The sequence below is a fragment of the Anabaena sp. UHCC 0253 genome (genome assembly GCF_009712085.1).
GTDB lineage: Bacteria > Cyanobacteriota > Cyanobacteriia > Cyanobacteriales > Nostocaceae > Dolichospermum.
Window position 1 is genome coordinate 124,281 of the sequence record NZ_VILD01000005.1, and the last position, 15,983, is coordinate 140,263.

General features: G+C 36.3%; 12 protein-coding genes and 1 pseudogene. 6 read left to right on the forward strand and 7 right to left on the reverse strand.

Annotation, left to right across the window (positions count from 1 at the left end):
* Positions 1-980: 980 nt before the first annotated feature.
* Positions 981-1,742 carry a phosphatase PAP2 family protein gene (locus FJR38_RS14765; RefSeq protein WP_168537886.1) on the reverse strand — a complete coding sequence of 254 codons (762 nt, stop codon included), beginning with the start codon at positions 1,740-1,742 and terminating at the stop codon, positions 981-983.
* Between the two features lie 457 nt (positions 1,743-2,199).
* Positions 2,200-2,943: a tetratricopeptide repeat protein gene (locus FJR38_RS14770; RefSeq protein ID WP_168495344.1), complete on the reverse strand. Its 744-nt coding sequence runs from the start codon at positions 2,941-2,943 to the stop codon at positions 2,200-2,202.
* Between the two features lie 603 nt (positions 2,944-3,546).
* Between FJR38_RS14770 and FJR38_RS14775 the strand changes: the two genes are divergently transcribed.
* From FJR38_RS14775 to psbV, 5 genes are all read left to right on the forward strand, one after another.
* A complete protein-coding gene (locus FJR38_RS14775) occupies positions 3,547-4,872 on the forward strand; it encodes a pentapeptide repeat-containing protein (RefSeq protein WP_168537888.1) in 1,326 nt (441 codons plus the stop codon).
* A 122-nt stretch (positions 4,873-4,994) separates the two neighbouring features.
* Positions 4,995-5,207: a hypothetical protein gene (locus FJR38_RS14780; protein ID WP_168495348.1), complete on the forward strand. Its 213-nt coding sequence runs from the start codon at positions 4,995-4,997 to the stop codon at positions 5,205-5,207.
* The gene (locus FJR38_RS14785) at positions 5,208-7,187 is read left to right on the forward strand and encodes an ATP-binding protein (RefSeq protein WP_168537890.1); all 1,980 of its coding nucleotides are present in this window, start codon (positions 5,208-5,210) and stop codon (positions 7,185-7,187) included.
* 227 nt (positions 7,188-7,414) lie between these two features.
* Complete coding sequence (locus FJR38_RS14790; RefSeq protein WP_371418217.1) at positions 7,415-7,798, forward strand: hypothetical protein; 384 nt, start codon at positions 7,415-7,417, stop codon at positions 7,796-7,798.
* 284 nt (positions 7,799-8,082) lie between these two features.
* Positions 8,083-8,574: a photosystem II cytochrome c-550 gene (gene psbV, locus FJR38_RS14795; protein ID WP_168495354.1), complete on the forward strand. Its 492-nt coding sequence runs from the start codon at positions 8,083-8,085 to the stop codon at positions 8,572-8,574.
* A 179-nt stretch (positions 8,575-8,753) separates the two neighbouring features.
* On the opposite strand, the gene FJR38_RS14800 is transcribed toward psbV, so the two are convergent.
* A complete protein-coding gene (locus FJR38_RS14800) occupies positions 8,754-10,616 on the reverse strand; it encodes an ABC transporter ATP-binding protein (RefSeq protein ID WP_168537892.1) in 1,863 nt (620 codons plus the stop codon).
* A gap of 283 nt (positions 10,617-10,899) precedes the next feature.
* Complete coding sequence (locus tag FJR38_RS14805; protein WP_168537894.1) at positions 10,900-12,243, reverse strand: histidine phosphatase family protein; 1,344 nt, start codon at positions 12,241-12,243, stop codon at positions 10,900-10,902.
* Positions 12,244-12,370: 127 nt separating this feature from the next.
* Here FJR38_RS14805 and FJR38_RS14810 point away from each other — a divergent pair.
* Positions 12,371-12,616, forward strand: a pseudogene (locus tag FJR38_RS14810) (SAM-dependent methyltransferase); the annotation flags it as partial.
* 142 nt (positions 12,617-12,758) lie between these two features.
* On the opposite strand, the gene FJR38_RS14815 reads toward FJR38_RS14810, so the two are convergent.
* From FJR38_RS14815 to FJR38_RS14825, 3 genes are read right to left on the reverse strand one after another with little or no spacing between them, the layout of a single operon-like run.
* Positions 12,759-13,310 (reverse strand): hypothetical protein, encoded by a 552-nt coding sequence (locus FJR38_RS14815; protein ID WP_168495360.1) that lies wholly within the window; start codon positions 13,308-13,310, stop codon positions 12,759-12,761.
* Complete coding sequence (locus tag FJR38_RS14820; protein WP_168495362.1) at positions 13,307-14,878, reverse strand: LlaJI family restriction endonuclease; 1,572 nt, start codon at positions 14,876-14,878, stop codon at positions 13,307-13,309. Before FJR38_RS14820 ends, FJR38_RS14815 begins: the two co-directional genes overlap by 4 nt.
* Before the next feature lie 51 nt (positions 14,879-14,929).
* On the reverse strand, positions 14,930-15,973 hold the full coding sequence (locus FJR38_RS14825) for a restriction endonuclease (protein WP_168495364.1): 1,044 nt from the start codon (positions 15,971-15,973) through the stop codon (positions 14,930-14,932).
* Between the last annotated feature and the right edge of the window lie 10 nt (positions 15,974-15,983).

Genomic DNA, 15,983 nt, shown 5'->3' on the forward strand with positions numbered 1-15,983 from the left:
GCAACGAATATCTTAGATAAAAATGAATGAGTGATGAGCAAGTATTAGAGGAATATAAAAGCCCAACAATCTAACGAGAGAGGATTTAGATTTTTAAAAGACCCGTTTGTTTTTACATCAAGCGTATTTGTAAAAAACTCCTGAAAGAGTAGAATCAATAGCAATGATAATGGGATTGTGCTTGTTAGTCTATAATCTTGCACAAAGAAAATTAAGGCAAGAATTAGCTAAATTTGATGATGGGATTAGAAATCAAGTCAATAAAATCACAAATAAACCGACAATGAGGTGGGTATTTCAGATGTTTCAGGCTGTACATTTGGTAATCATAAATGGACAAAAACAAATGAGCAATTTAACGGAGGAACGTGAAAAGATTGTCAGGTATTTAGGAAGGAGTTGTAGTAAATATTATCTAATTATTTGATGAGAGTTTATTAGACCAAAAAAGATGTAGATAGTGATCGATAAAATTAGTAAATAGAAATTTTTAGCAAAGAGTGAAAATATTTTTTGCTGTAATTGTCATGTTTATTTAAGCCGAAATGACTATTTTAATTGAGAGAGAGAATCTATTTTAAAACCTAGCGAAATTAATTTCGGTAATATTCTCTATTTTTTGGTAGATAAAGTTAAACTCAACCAGAAAAATTAGGTAAATAAAATTTTCCTGGCTGGGATTTTTCAAAAATATCAATAATCTGAGTTACATCTGCGGAATGTGGGTCATTAATTACCGCCATTTTAAATATTAAAATTTGTTAATTAATTCGGCGTTGCTGAATTAGGGTATGAAATTCAAAAATCAATGATTTCAAACTCTTACTCTCTGTAGACTCTGCGCCTCTGCGTGAAACAAAATCATACTCTTAATCAGCAACACCATTAATTCCTTCTTCCCTCTTCCTTCGTTTCCTTCGCTTCTATGGCTAACGCCACGCTCCGCGAACGTGGTTAATTTTTCTTATCTTGACAACTGACTACTTCTCCAATAATTGCTTTTCTTCAGGTAGTAGATGAGTTTCCGGTTCTACCCTGCTATTGGCACTATTCATTCTATGCAAATTAGGTTTCATAATTAGACTGACACCAACAGCCCAAGCTAACGCAACCATCCAACCAGCAATAATATCACTGGGGAAATGAACTCCAAGATAAAGCCTTGTCCAACCAATAACTAAAACGTATAAACTACCGATAGTTATCACTAGCCACCGCCAAGGACGATGCCAAGTTAAAATCACAAAAATCACTACCAATGTCATGCTTGTCATTGCGTGACCACTGGGAAAAGCATAATCAAATTCAGGTGCTTTTGATACCCATAATTGGGGACGCACTCGGCGCATAAATTCTTTAGCTGTGCGATTAATGAGAAAGTTTCCTAAAACTGTAGTGAATACATAAGCAAGAGTTCTCCACCTTCTTCGCTTCCATAATATTACCGCGATCGCACTTAATACAGGTAACACAGTCCAGAATCCTCCCAACTGAGTCAGCCATACGGCAATAGTATCAAGTTGTGGATTAGCTGTAGAGTAAATTGCCTGTAAAATAGGTATATCCCAGGAAAAACCACCTTCATTTTCCCAAATTTGCTCCGCCAGGATTTCTACAACCTGCAACGGTAAATACACACCCATAAACATTAGTAACAAAGAACGCCAGTGGGAAAGCAGCAGGTTTTTTAAAAAATTAAGCGGTGACTTGCTTGTACGTCTACCTTGGTTTAGTTTTTTCATAATTAGATGTATAGCAGTATTCTCAGTATCTTTTTATCAGAATACTCAGAATAAATCAACTGCCATAAGTAACTAGACAAAAATAAATCAACTTAGATTAAGTAATATAAAAAATATTGAGATGATTTGGTAGTAAGGGCTTCAGCCCTTAAATGAGGACTAAAGTCCTCACTACAAACCTGGAATTATTTAGTCCGTTCTACTTAGGATTTTGGATGAAATAACCTATAATTCTCGGTTATTGTTTTGGTGTACGACAAGAAACCTCAAACAAAGTTTGACACTTTATTAAATCCACGATCCTTAGTTCAGAAGTTGCTAGTTATTTAGTTGAGGTTGGTAATAGGTGATAAAACTCCAGTTTTTATCCTGTACATCCTTAAATCCTGGACATCCTGATAGCGTAGCGTGGCGTTAGCCATTTCTGACAATTTCTCTAACTAGCAAATTACATTACTTATTGTAGTAATTCCTGAAACCGATTTTTATCCCTAATTTTATCGAAATCTGCGTCTGTTTTTGCTAACTCTTGATATTTATTAGGTACAAGTTGAATAGCTTTCTTTAAATTTTCAATGGCTAGTTCGACATTATTTTGTAAGGCATAATTACAAGCTTTGTTATAATATGCTTGATGCAAATTAGGTTGAATTGTAATTGCTTGATTGTAAGAGGCTAAAGCTTCTTTGTAGCGTTGTAATTTGGTAAGAACAATGCCTCTGTTAATCCAGGCTTCATGTTTGTTGGCTTGAATAGCGATCGCTTCATCATAGGATTTTACGGCTTCTTCGTAACGCCGTAAAGCTGTTAAAGCATTACCACGATTATACCAAGCCTCATCTTTATTTGGACGAATGGCGATCGCCTTATCATAAGATTCTACCGCCTCTGGATATTGTTGCAAAGCTATTAAGGCATTTCCACGATTTACCCATGTTTCTGCACTGTCGGTTTTAATAGCTATCACTTGATCATAAGCTACTAATGCTTCTTTATAGCGATGGGTATCTAATAAACCGTTACCTTGTAATAGTAAGTTTTCTGCTTTTTGACTATCTTGTACTTCGGTGATCAGTTGAGTAACATTGCTCTGCTGAACCAATTGTTTGACATTTTCAGATGAAGAATTTGGCAATTCACTACAGCTTATTGTCAAAAAACTGATCAACCCAGGGGCAATTAAGCGTTGCCAAACTACCATATTATTGCACCTACAAAACTCATTATAATTATGATCCTAAAGCTGATGGTGATTTAAAAGTCGTATCAAAATCAACTAATTGTTATTAATTGTTTTTTGATTGTGCAAAGTAAAGATGAGGATTCTGACAAAGGTTTAACAAATTAGGGCTATCATACCATACTTATGTTAAATAAATCAATTGCCCCGTAAGTATAAACTTTACTCATCTATAGTACCGCTTATTATATAACCATTTTATTTGTTTGGTAAAAACTGGCAGTGCATAACCATACTTAATTTGTCAATAGAGAATTCAGAGACTAGTACCACAGGGTGGAATTGAAAATTAAACATTAAAAAAGCAGATGACACAAGCTTCTGGAGAATTTAGAGGCTGGATCTATTCCCTGTTCCCTAAAACTAAAAAACTTTGTACCTCACGAGCATGGGAACTGCTATATTTGCCATAAAGTATTGTTGTCATATTGGCAAAAAAAATATACAATCTTTAAGAGAAAACGTCAATTTTCTAAACTCAATATGATGTAAGTTATAATTTGTTCACATTATCTGGTTAAATAAGAAATATTAATAACTATATAATATAGGACTATCGAAAGTATGACTATTAATGAATCTGACTCATCTTCCCCATATTCTCCAGATATAAATGAGGAAGATGAATTGGAAAATGGTAAAAGTGAGAACTTATCAATAACAGAAGAAGTGGGTAAAAAACAAATATGTAGACAATCTGCCGTCAAGACGAGCATTATCCAAAAAACTGCTGCTTTTTGGCAAAATAACTCCAGTCTTAAAGATGCTGTCAGCTTGAGAATTTTATTATTCACTAATTTAGCGATCGCCTTGACATTAATTGGTATCGTCATTAATAACTCATTCTTAGGCATCTTAGGAACTCTAGCTGCCTTACTATTATCTCTCATCATACTTTTTCCTTGGTTAAAAAAAGCAATTCAAGATTGGTTTTCACCCCAAGAGAGAAATATATTTGTAGGTTTTGTAGGCATATTTGTAGCCATAATTGGCTTATTTAAATTTACAAATTTAGGAAAGAATTTCTTATTATGGGGTAAAAGAATAAATTGGGATGCTTCAGGAACTTTAGCAGAATGGTTTGGGGCTTTAGGGCAAATTTCTATTGCCATAATTGCCGTTTATGTAGCGTGGCGACAATATGTTATTTCTAAAGATCTAACAATTCAACAAAATTTGCTAACAGTACAACAAAATATTATTACTCAACAACAAACCATAGATTCTTACTTTCAAGGTGTTTCCGATTTAGTATTAGATGAAGAAGGATTATTAGAAGATTGGCCTCAAGAAAGAGCGATCGCTGAAGGCAGAACAGCCGCTATATTTAGTAGTGTAGACGCTAGTGGTAAAGCCAAAATTCTGCGGTTTCTCTCCCGTTCCAAACTACTCACTCCTTTACAACGCGATCGCCGTTTAGGTAGAGCTATTCTAGATGGTAGTGGTGGTTATGCCGAAGATCGTTTAGAAGGAGTGCGCGTCATTGATTTAGGAATCATGTTAGCATCCGCAGACTTATCAGCAACTGATTTGCGTTGGACAGATTTAAGTGAAGCCAATCTCGTCCGTGCCAATCTCGCCAATTGTGACTTAGTAAAAGCCAATCTCTCCCGCACAATTTTATATGATGCTAATCTTAGCGGTGCTGACTTAAATGGAATCCGGTTATTTTATGGTTCAGGAGAACAAGCATCACCCCGCAGTCGTACTCAACCACCCAACTATGAAACCGGTGAACAAACCGGCGCAGTCGTAGAAAATGCTAATTTTAGTAACGTACAACGAATGTCTGAATCTGCTCGTTACTATTGCTGTGCTTGGTGTGGGGAAAAAAGCAGAAACACAATTCCCGGTGGTTGTGAAGGAATTCCTAACAAATTGGGTAAATAATTCATTTTGTTGTCTCCCCTTATACAGTCTCTTCTTGATTGAACTATTCAAGCCTAGTGATAAATTATGCTATAATCAACCCAAAAATACTGTCATTTTCTGTGATCACTAGCAACAAAACCATGAATGAAGAATCTTGTGAACGACAACTAGAAATAGATAGCTTTAACAAACTTACAAAACTTGGTAATCAAGCTGTCAGCTTAGGATTAATTGCTGGACATGGATATTATCAAGGAAAATATGAAATTTTAGAACAAGGTAAAGCTTTATTGATGACAGATCAAGAAGCCCAAGAATATTTAGAAAAATTAATTCAAGAAATTGGTAGCTAAATGCCAGAATTAAACTCCAACCGTGACAAGTGGGTGCGAGAAAACTATTTTTATTTGCGCCAAGCGATCGCCCGCATCGAAAAGATCCTAAATAATCATCATCCAGATCGGGAAATATCTAATTTTCCACCTCTGCCACCATCAGGAATGTCTCCACTATCGGCATTAGAACAATTATGTCAAATCTTCCATTTATCAGATTTTGAACGGGATTTAGTTTTACTGTGTGTTGGTATAGAATTAAATAATAGTTGGGGAAGCTTATTCGTAAGAATTCAATCAAATGCGGAACTTAACTACCCTAGCTTTAGTCTAGCTATGGCAACTTTACCAGGATCTTATTGGGGTGCAATTACTCCTGATGCACCTTTACGACAATGGCGAATCATTGAATTATCACCAGGAAAATCATTAACTAATAGTCCAATCAGACTTGATGAAAGAATACTACACTATTTATGGGGAATACAAGAATTAGATGAACGATTAATCAGTATGGTTGAACCATTACCACCAGCAAATCAACTAGTACCATCCCATCAAGAAATAGCCGATCAAATAAAAGCAATTTGGGAACAAGCATTAAATTTATCATATCCAGCATTGTATTTGTGTGGCGGTGAAATAAATACTAAAAAATCCATAGCTGCTAATGCTTGTTGGCAATTAAACAGTCAATTACAAATCATTTCTGCGGACACATTGCCTCTAGACATTACCCAACTTAGTTTTATACAATCTTTATGGGAAAGAGAATGGACATTAAATAAAAGTATTTTATTCTTAGACTGCGACTCTATAATAACTACAGATACAGCTAGAGAAAATACAATTTCCCGATTCATAGAAACTATTGAATGTCCTTTAATTATTAGTAGTCAAGATCGCCGACGTTCCCGACAACGCCCCCTAGTTGTCTTTGATATTCATCAACCTAGCACAGATGAACAACGTCTAATTTGGAAAAATACTCTAGGTACAGCCTCATCCCAACTAGATCAACATATAGATATTCTAGTCTCGCATTTTAATCTTAGTTCCTCCGCAATTCAAGCAGTAGGATTCAAAGCTAAAAATTTAGGAAAAGAGATTTGGGAAAATATCAATAATTCTCAATCAGAAATCCAAGATCATCTCTGGGATATTTGCCGTACTCAAGCCCGACTGAACCTCGATGATATGGCAGAACGGATTGACTCAACAGCAGACTGGGATGATTTAATTTTACCAGAAAGAGATCGTCAAACTCTTCAAGAAATTGCTATTCATGTCCGCCAAAGAACTAAAGTTTATGAATCCTGGGGATTTGCATCTAAAAGTAAAAGAGGACTCGGTATCAGTGCTTTATTTGCTGGACAAAGTGGCACAGGTAAAACCATGGCCGCAGAAGTATTAGGTAACAACTTAAAATTAGACGTTTATCGGATTGATTTAAGTTCTGTTGTTAGTAAATATATTGGTGAAACAGAGAAGAATCTGCGCCGAGTTTTTGATGCTGCTGAAGGTGGAGGGGCAATCCTCCTATTTGATGAGGCTGATGCCTTATTTGGCAAACGTTCGGAAGTAAAAGATAGCCATGATCGCTATGCAAACATGGAAGTTAGTTATTTATTGCAACGGATGGAAGCATACCAAGGTTTAGCAGTTTTAACAACTAATTTAAAAGGTTCTATAGATCAAGCTTTTTTACGACGACTAGGATTTGTAGTCCAATTTCCTTTTCCAGATGCAACACAAAGAGAAGAAATTTGGAAACGCATATTTCCGAAAAAAACACCAACAGAAGGACTAAATTTTAAAAAATTATCTAGTTTGAATGTCGCCGGTGGAAATATTCGCAATATCGCTAAAAATGCTACATTCTTAGCAGCAGAAGCAAATGAATCCGTAATGATGAAACATATTCTGCAAGCTGCTAAAAGCGAATATGTGAAGCTAGAAAGACCTATGACAGATAATGAAGTTAGGGGATGGATTTGATAATAATTGTCAATTAACAATTAATTACAAAAGAAGGGAACAGATAAGAAACACTCATTTGCACCAGTTTAAAGCTCAGTCACCCAGGAACACAATCTGATTGTCTCCGTCTAAAAATATATGCCATGCAAAATTGCTATATTTAATAAACAGCCTAATCAAGTTGGGGGGATGGAAATAAAATGAAGACTTTGAGGCTATTTACACTTATTCCCGCAGCATTAGTAATGAGTTTATTGCTTACTCAAACTAGTTTTGCCAAACCCTCAATTACTAAAATCAAAAATCCTCTCCAGATAGATCCCATGAACTTAACTGGTCAATCTGGGGGAGTGATCAAAACTGATTGCGGTCATATTCCTACTATACCTAGTCAAGTCATTGAAGTTACTGAATCGCTGCCTTATCTACAATTAACAGTAGAGAGTGAAGGACAGGCAACACTATTAATTGACGGACCAGGGGGACGCTTTTGTGTACTCAGTGATGATGCTGAAAACAGACCAAAACTTTCTGGTTACTGGACTAAAGGAAAATACTCAGTTTACGTAGGTGAATTATCGAGACGCAATTATAACTATACGCTATCCATTTCACAACAACAAAAATAGTATTTTTGAACTAATAAGAGTCTAACGTATTTTCGGCAACAAATTGGACTCTTAACATGATATTGGTATTACAGTGACTCAATCTCTATAATCAGTTCTGTTGGAGTTAGAGGATACAAAGGTAATTGTTTCCCAACTATTGGTGAAGCATACACAAAATGTTACTGACAACATTTTGCATGGCTATTAACCAAGGCAATCACTCATCAGTAATGAACATCAATATAGAGATTTAGTATCGCTATCAAAGCTTGTGTTAAGCATCAAAATCTTTAAGGGGAAATATGTTTAGAAGACTAATTGGTGTGGTTGTAGCTACTATTTTGCTGACATTTCAGATGCTTGTCGGTAGTGCAACAGCAGTGGAACTGGATGAAGCGATCCGAACAGTACCATTAAATGCCCAAGGTGATACCGTTGTACTCAGCTTAAAACAAGTCAAAGAAGGCAAACGATTATTTCAATTCGCTTGCGCTCAATGTCATGCGGGTGGTGTTACTAAGACTAACCAAAACGTGGGACTTGAGCCAGAAGCTTTGGCATTAGCTACACCCAACCGCAATAATATTGAAGGTTTGGTGGACTATATGAAAAATCCCACTACCTATGACGGTGAAGAAGAAATTTCTGAATTCCACCCCAGCACCAAGAGTGCAGATATTTTCACGGAAATGCGAAATCTGACAGATGAGGACTTAACTGCGATCGCTGGTCATATTCTCCTCCAACCTAAAGTAGTTGGTACTAAATGGGGTGGTGGTAAAATATACTACTAAACCTAGTCTAATACAGTTTAATATCCAATAATATCTAGTGAGGGCATAATTACATAGCCCTCATTTTTTGTACTTTAAGGTCAGTTGTCAGTTGTCAGTTGTCAGTTGTTAAGAAGTTTTTCCTGCTCCCCTGCTCCCCTGCCCCCCCTGCCCCCCTGCCCCTCTGCCTCTCTGCTCCCCTACTCCCTGTCACCTGTCACCTTCTTTCGTTCAGGACTACCTGTAGGAATGGCCGCAATTAATTTTTGTGTATATTCTTCTTTTGGTTCAAGATAAATACTTTCAGATGTTCCTGATTCGACAATTTTGCCCTGATTCATCACTAAAATGCGATCGCTCAAAAATTTCACTACACTTAAATCATGGGAAATAAAGATATAAGTCAGTTGAAAATCCGCTTGTAATTCTTTTAATAAATTTAAAACCTGCGCTTGTACTGATACATCTAAAGCTGAAACTGACTCATCACAAATAATAAACTTAGGATTTAAAGCCAAAGCCCGCGCAATACAAACTCGTTGACGCTGACCACCTGAAAATTGATGAGGATAACGTTTCATATCATCGGCGCTTAAACCTACCCGTTCTAAAAGTTCCACTACCCTAGCTTGTTGGAGTTGTTTTGACTTACCAACACCATGAATCAATAGCGGTTCGAGAATTGCATCGCCAATTTTAATCCGGGGATTCAAAGAACTAAAAGGATTTTGGAAAATAATTTGCATTTCCCGTCTTAACTGTTGCAAAGTTTTTCCCGTCAGCTTAGTAATATTTTGGCCATCAAATACAATTTGACCGCCCATTGGTTCGATTAATCGCAGCAACGTTCTACCCAAGGTAGTTTTACCACAACCAGATTCTCCCACCAATCCCAGAGTTTCGCCCGGAAAAACATCAAAGGAAACCCCATTTACTGCCTTATGGTAGCGTTTTGTTTCTCCAAATACCCCCCTAACAGGGAAACCTACTTCCAGGTTACTAACGGTCAACAGAGGTTGTTGAGAACTGATCTTTGCTAATCTTTCCTGAACTTCCTCCCTAGTAATTTCCGCAGGTTGTGCAGGTTCTTTAGCCTCAATTATTACTTTTCCAAATTCATCTTTAGCTACACTCATGTAGTCAGAGACAGTCAGCAATTTGTGAGGACGATGAGTAAGCCGGGGACGACAAGCTACAAGTCCTTTTGTATAAGGATGTTGGGGGTTGCTGAAAATTTGTACCGCTGCGCCATTTTCGACAATTTTACCTTTATACATTACTGCTACTTCGTCAGTAATTTCCGAAATTAACCCCAAATCATGGCTAATAAAAATCATTGCCATATTCCGACTTTGTTGTAATTCATACAACAATTCCAGAATTGTCGCTTGGACTGTGACATCTAAAGCAGTAGTTGGTTCATCAGCAATTAACACAGATGGATTACAAGAAATTGCCATTGCAATCATAACTCGTTGTAGCTGTCCCCCAGATAATTGATGAGGGTAGCGATCTAACATTGCTTCTTTGTGTTCCTTCACCAACTGTGCTAATTTAAAGCCCCCTGATTCTGACAGATCATAGTTAAGATAATGTTCTTGAATTTGTTCATCACTAGGTAAAAGTTTAACTTCTTGTAAACCCGCGATCGCAATTCTTTTGGCTTCCATTGCATTGACATTCTGATGTCGCATAATTGCTTCTTGCAACTGAAAACCGATACTATAAACTGGATTAAGAGAACTCATCGGTTCTTGGAAAATCATCGCAATGTCACCACCCCGATATAGTTGCATTTCTTTAGGTGGTAACGCTAATAAATCTAGTGGTTGGCCATTTGTCCGAGAAAACCAAATTTCTCCCCCACTCACTTTACCGGGATATTGCAACAAACCCATGATTGCTAAAGCTGTAACTGATTTTCCACTCCCCGATTCTCCTACTATACCTAGAGTCTCACCCCGATGTAACTGAAAACTAATACTATCTATTGCTTTGACTTTGCTACTATCACTGATAAATTCAACTTGTAGATTGCGGACTTCTAGAACTATTTCTTTCATAGGATTGGGAACAAATAAATTCTTAATTTTTAATTCTTCATTCTAAATAAAAAAACAGTAAAGTCAGCGTTAGGGTAATTTACAGCAGATTGCAGATCAACACTGTAAGGGCGAAGCATTCGGTGTAAGGGCGAAGCATTCGGAAAATAAACTTGGGAAAAAACCGATAATTAATCACCCGAATGCTTCGCCCCTACCAGGGAAAAAACCGATAATTAATCGCCCGAATGCTTCGCCCCTACGACTTCTCCTGCTGTATTAATTACCCCAACAATTAATCCAATTACAACGCCCCAGCCGCAGTTTTATCTAGAACACTATTACTTAAATGTCCAGTAATATTCATCGCTTGCAAAACTGGATAACCATCACTTCCATGAGGATAATCAATTACACTTACAGCACCATTACCTTGACGAAAGTTCCAGAAATTTTCTCCAGATAAACCGAGAATATGGCACAATAAAGTTTTATTAGTAGCATCATGAGCAACTACCAATCCTAATTGTAATTGCTGCGTTTCGGCATTTTTAACTATAGTATTCCAATCAGTAACACTGCGATCGCTTACCTGTGCTAAATTTTCCCCTTCTGGCATTTGCACTTTGTCCGGTATTGTCCGCCAACGTTCTAATTCTCCGGGAAATCCTTGTTCAATTTCTGATTCAAATTTGCCTTCCCAAAGTCCGTGACTAATTTCTCTTAAACCATCAAAAAGTTCTAAGTTTAAACTAGCATGATATTTTAAGATAATTTCCGCTGTTTCCTTGGGACGAGACATAGTGCTGCTAACAGCAAAATCAATATTTACGTCTTTGAGAAATTCTGCGGCCTTTGCAGCTTGGTTTCTGCCATTATCATTGAGGGGAATATCAATTTGTCCTTGAAATTTACCTTGACGATTCCATTCAGTTTCCCCATGACGCACCAATAATAATCTTACCCCTTTGTGACCAGGACGTAGAGAAGGGAAAGTTTCACCCAGATGTTGAGTTTGATTTAGGGATTCTAACTGCACCGGTTCACCCAAACCACCAACAAAATTCAAGACACTAATTCCACAATTAGATTGTTGTATGCAATGGTAACGACTGGGGGAAATTCCCAAAGCCGTGCTAATTAAGGCGCGATTAATGCCATTATGACCAACAATCAGGATAGTTTCTCCTTGATGTTGGGGGAGAATCTCTTGCCAAAACTGTTTAGCTTGGGCGTATAAAGCCAGAACTGGGAAATGTTCTCTAGTTCCTGACTCTTCCTGCAAAACCATCCGTAATTCGTGGGGACGTTCTTTCCAAATGCGGTAATCTTCAGTTAGTTTTTCTTGAACTTCACTTGTCGTCATTCCTACCCAGAGGGGTAAATCAACTTCCACCAACTGTTCATCAATTTGAATAATAGGAGATTTTTCAGTTAATTGACCGCGGATAATTTCCGCTGTTGATTTTGCTCGCTGAAGGGGACTACTATAAATAGCTTGAAAGGAAATACTACTGAGGGCTTTTCCTGCTTGACTGGCATCATTACGGCCTTTCTCAGTTAAAGATGAGGCATCAGTACGCCCTTGAATACGTTTTTCTATATTGTAGGTACTTTGGCCATGACGCACGATGATCACACGGGTCATTTTTTGCTTTCCTCTATATTAAAGGAATAATTTTACTGCAAAATGTCCCTGGAAGGTTTAATTTTAATATCCTTTGCCCAAATAACCGCCATCCGCTAAGATCAGAAATGCTGCATTATTCCTAATCATGTCTGACTCCCAAGTAAGTGCTGCTGTTGCCAAACTTTACGACACCTATCCATTTCCCCCTGAACCCATCCTGGATGAACCGCCACCTGGTTATAATTGGCGTTGGAATTGGTTAGCCGCTTACAACTTCTGCATGGGTAGAAAACCACAAAAACAAGATATCCGTATTTTAGATGCTGGTTGTGGTTCAGGTGTGGGAACAGAATATTTAGTACATCTCAACCCGCAAGCGCAGGTAGTGGGAAGATCCCCAGGAATTTGATGACAATTTTGATTACAATCTTGATACATTATTTGAATTAATCGAAGCTTCTGAATTAGACTTTGTAGGTTTTTCCAATCCCGGACAATTGCACCCCAGTTAACTTATGATGTGTTGAATATATTCAGTTCAAGTGAGGTATTTCTTTTACCACATCTAATATTTCCTGAATTGTGAAATAAATATAGTAAAATACTGGTTCTCCATTAATTTCTATAGTACCGTATTTTCGATGTGGACGGCCTTGCACGTCTTTATCGGAAAAATCGTTAGGCTTAGGATCATAACCACGATAATCTTTCCGAAGACTTACCAACTTAATTGGAGTGCATTTTTCATCAAAAGTGATACTCCATTTTATTCTTAATTTTAATTTACCATCAGAATCTCGTTCTAAGTCATGAAAGAAGTTTTTATAAAAATATTTTATTTTGATTGTTTTGCAATCTTTAAAATCTTTGTCTGTAATAAGTTTTGAATACGGTAATTGAGTTCTACTAATAACAGCAGGATGCCTTGTTTCTATTTTCTTAAAAAAATTAGCCGCTTGCGAAATTATGTAATCTTCTACAGCCTTCTTTTGCTCCTGGTTAGCAAAAGATATGAAAGGAATATAAAGACTGTCAAAGGCTGTATCTGTAGATCGGATTCCAATTATATCTGACTCAACATTCATAGATTATCTTCTAGATAAATATTTTGTATTAAAGAGAAATTTGCCCTAAAAATTACTATACCATTTAGGTTTAGTTCTAGTTCCAATTCACCTAATGGATTAGATGGTTCTACATTATAGTAATAAGGAATAAAAAACTCACTTCCAGAAACCTCATGTGTTTGCTGGAGAGCATATTCGTATGTAAGTTGCTTGATGATATCTAACCTATATTTGTTGTCTGAGTTGGGATCTAGTTCTTTATTTTTATAAAACTCTAATGGGACATCTTTATAATCAATTATTTTTATAAAATTACCCTCTATAACTTTATTGTCAATTTTTTTTATCTTTGATTCTAAAATTAAATCAGGACGTAGAAACCGACGTAGTGCTTGACTTCTATTTCGTTTTTCCAACTTATCATACTTGGGGTGCAAGTAAACTAATGTTCCATCATTTAAATCAAATTCAATACAAAGCATTTCATCCCATTTAAATTTTTCTGCTACTTTTCCTAAAGATTTAGAACTATTTGAATCTGTGGAATAAACCCATTGATTCCACCGTGTAAATCCACCATTAGCTTTACAGTTTCCAACTCGATTTTTCTCTTTCTCTTCTCTTTCTGGGTTATTATAATCTTTCAGAGGTATATCCGTGTCCGCATAGCAAATTTCGTTGCGGTATTTCTTAAAGAAATAGCTATGGCACATATCCTCCCAAATTACAGAGAACCCATGTATTCCCCAAACTTCACCATCACCTTTCTCAGGATTTAGATCACCGTAAAGGAATGTTTCAATAGCTTCATAAATTCCCCAATAATCAGTATCTTTGTAATAGGTGTTCTTATCTATATTATCTAGTGCTTCTTTAAGAACATTAATAGTCTCCTCAAAGGTATTCTCGTCAAAAATAGACTGGTTACTAGTTAAATAATCCTCCTTGAAGCCTTGAGCAAGAAAATGAATTTCTTGATTGCGGGCTTTAATATTATCTGGGACATCACCATTTAACTGCTCAACAATCTCATCGAGAATATAACAATACAGGTTGACAATATCAGTGCTTTGATAGCGTATCGTTAAACACGGCAGATCCATTGCTTCAACATAAATTACATCGTCATTCAGATAGATAGCACGATCTAGATATTTATGAATCTGAGAATAGTCGATGTCTTCACTACGTCTTACTTTTTTTTGAATGGAGTTGATTGCTAAGTCATCGTAAGCTTCTAGAACTCGCTCAATCATTTTAATCTTACTGTAGAGTACACAAACATCTCCTTCCTCTGTTTGTATCTTGACTCCACCAGATGAAATAGTCGTTTGATCCTGTTCTCGCTGAAAGTCAGGTTGATTTCTGTTAAATCGGTTGGAGTCTAAATTATCGCGTTCAAACTTGCGAAAGGTACGATACATCTTAAAAAATAAATCTCGTACTGCGTTGAAGTCACCCTCTGGAAAATTATCAAAGCCATGTGGCAGACAAAACTCGAAATTTTCTCCAACTTTAGACTTACGAATACCAATAAAAAAATCCTTAGAATCTTTGACCACATTAAAACTAGAAAAATCAAACATAGAAATTAAAAATTTAGGCTAGTATTTCCACGTTATAGCTGAGTGGCACAGTCAGTTATTGAAGTTCATTATATTTTCAACAAAAATATTATGTAGTTTAGTGAAATCTCCAAAAGTTACCAGATTATCTTTTGTTACTTTTAGAAGCTCTACTAGTGGTTTTTTATCACGATTGAAAACGCTATCCCACAAAAAGAACATTAGTTTATTTTGTATTTGTTCAGAAGTAATAGGCTCTTTGATAAAGTAATACCCAATTTGCTTGTCTTCAATTCCCCGAATCGAGGCATGATGACTTTTGATAAAGTTGTTAAGCTTTGTTTGAAGCTTTTTCCATTCATCTTTGTTTAAAACTCCCTCGTCTCCATATGTCGCTTTAGGAGGCTTGGTGTTATCCCAGTTTACAAACTCCCAATCCCAACGACGCTTAAAAGCGCTATCCATGAAAAAAATGGAATTATCTGAAGTATTCATTGTGCCTAAGATAGATAGATTTGGAGGAATCCAAATAGTTCTATTTTCTAAGTCAATTTTCAAAAACTTGATCTTTTCTTGAAAGTTTTTGAGAGTAACAGCATTAAAAGGGTGTAATTCATACTTTTCTATTTTTCCATCTTTTTCGTATAATTCAACTCCCATTAGTTCCAAAAGGCTTCTAAATTCAAGTTCAGTTATATTAATTCCATAGCTTGACCAACCATCTTTATCCCTATCCAATAGTTGAAAAACTGTTCCAAATATCGCAGATGAATTACCGCGATTAATTTCATCTATAACCAAAGCTACATTCTTGGGTTCATCAATTTTAAATCCATTCTTGTCATGGGACTCAACTATGTTTTTATAAGCCTTGGATAGTGCTTTTAAAAAGTGTCCTTCATAGTATTTATACTCTACCCTCTCTTTTCTGGTAATTGGCACTAATTTGCCCATGAAATCCCCATAGGTATATTCTGGATGAAATACTGTTTTAATAATGTTTTCTCTATTTTCTTCATATATCTGTAAATGTTTAGGTATAATCTCGTAAACAATTCTATAGCTTTTACCAGTTCCAGGGCTACCGAAGATAATTTTTTGAATAGGTTGATTCATGATTGCTGAT

Excerpts from the sequence above, each read along its gene's own strand:
- FJR38_RS14765 (WP_168537886.1), bottom strand. The coding sequence starts at position 1,742 with ATGAAAAAACTAAACCAAGGTAGACGTACAAGCAAGTCACCGCTTAAT.
- FJR38_RS14770 (WP_168495344.1), bottom strand. The coding sequence starts at position 2,943 with ATGGTAGTTTGGCAACGCTTAATTGCCCCTGGGTTGATCAGTTTTTTG.
- FJR38_RS14775 (WP_168537888.1), top strand. The coding sequence starts at position 3,547 with ATGACTATTAATGAATCTGACTCATCTTCCCCATATTCTCCAGATATA.
- FJR38_RS14780 (WP_168495348.1), top strand. The coding sequence starts at position 4,995 with ATGAATGAAGAATCTTGTGAACGACAACTAGAAATAGATAGCTTTAAC.
- FJR38_RS14785 (WP_168537890.1), top strand. The coding sequence starts at position 5,208 with ATGCCAGAATTAAACTCCAACCGTGACAAGTGGGTGCGAGAAAACTAT.
- FJR38_RS14790 (WP_371418217.1), top strand. The coding sequence starts at position 7,415 with ATGAGTTTATTGCTTACTCAAACTAGTTTTGCCAAACCCTCAATTACT.
- psbV (WP_168495354.1), top strand. The coding sequence starts at position 8,083 with ATGTTTAGAAGACTAATTGGTGTGGTTGTAGCTACTATTTTGCTGACA.
- FJR38_RS14800 (WP_168537892.1), bottom strand. The coding sequence starts at position 10,616 with ATGAAAGAAATAGTTCTAGAAGTCCGCAATCTACAAGTTGAATTTATC.
- FJR38_RS14805 (WP_168537894.1), bottom strand. The coding sequence starts at position 12,243 with ATGACCCGTGTGATCATCGTGCGTCATGGCCAAAGTACCTACAATATA.
- FJR38_RS14815 (WP_168495360.1), bottom strand. The coding sequence starts at position 13,310 with ATGAATGTTGAGTCAGATATAATTGGAATCCGATCTACAGATACAGCC.
- FJR38_RS14820 (WP_168495362.1), bottom strand. The coding sequence starts at position 14,878 with ATGTTTGATTTTTCTAGTTTTAATGTGGTCAAAGATTCTAAGGATTTT.
- FJR38_RS14825 (WP_168495364.1), bottom strand. The coding sequence starts at position 15,973 with ATGAATCAACCTATTCAAAAAATTATCTTCGGTAGCCCTGGAACTGGT.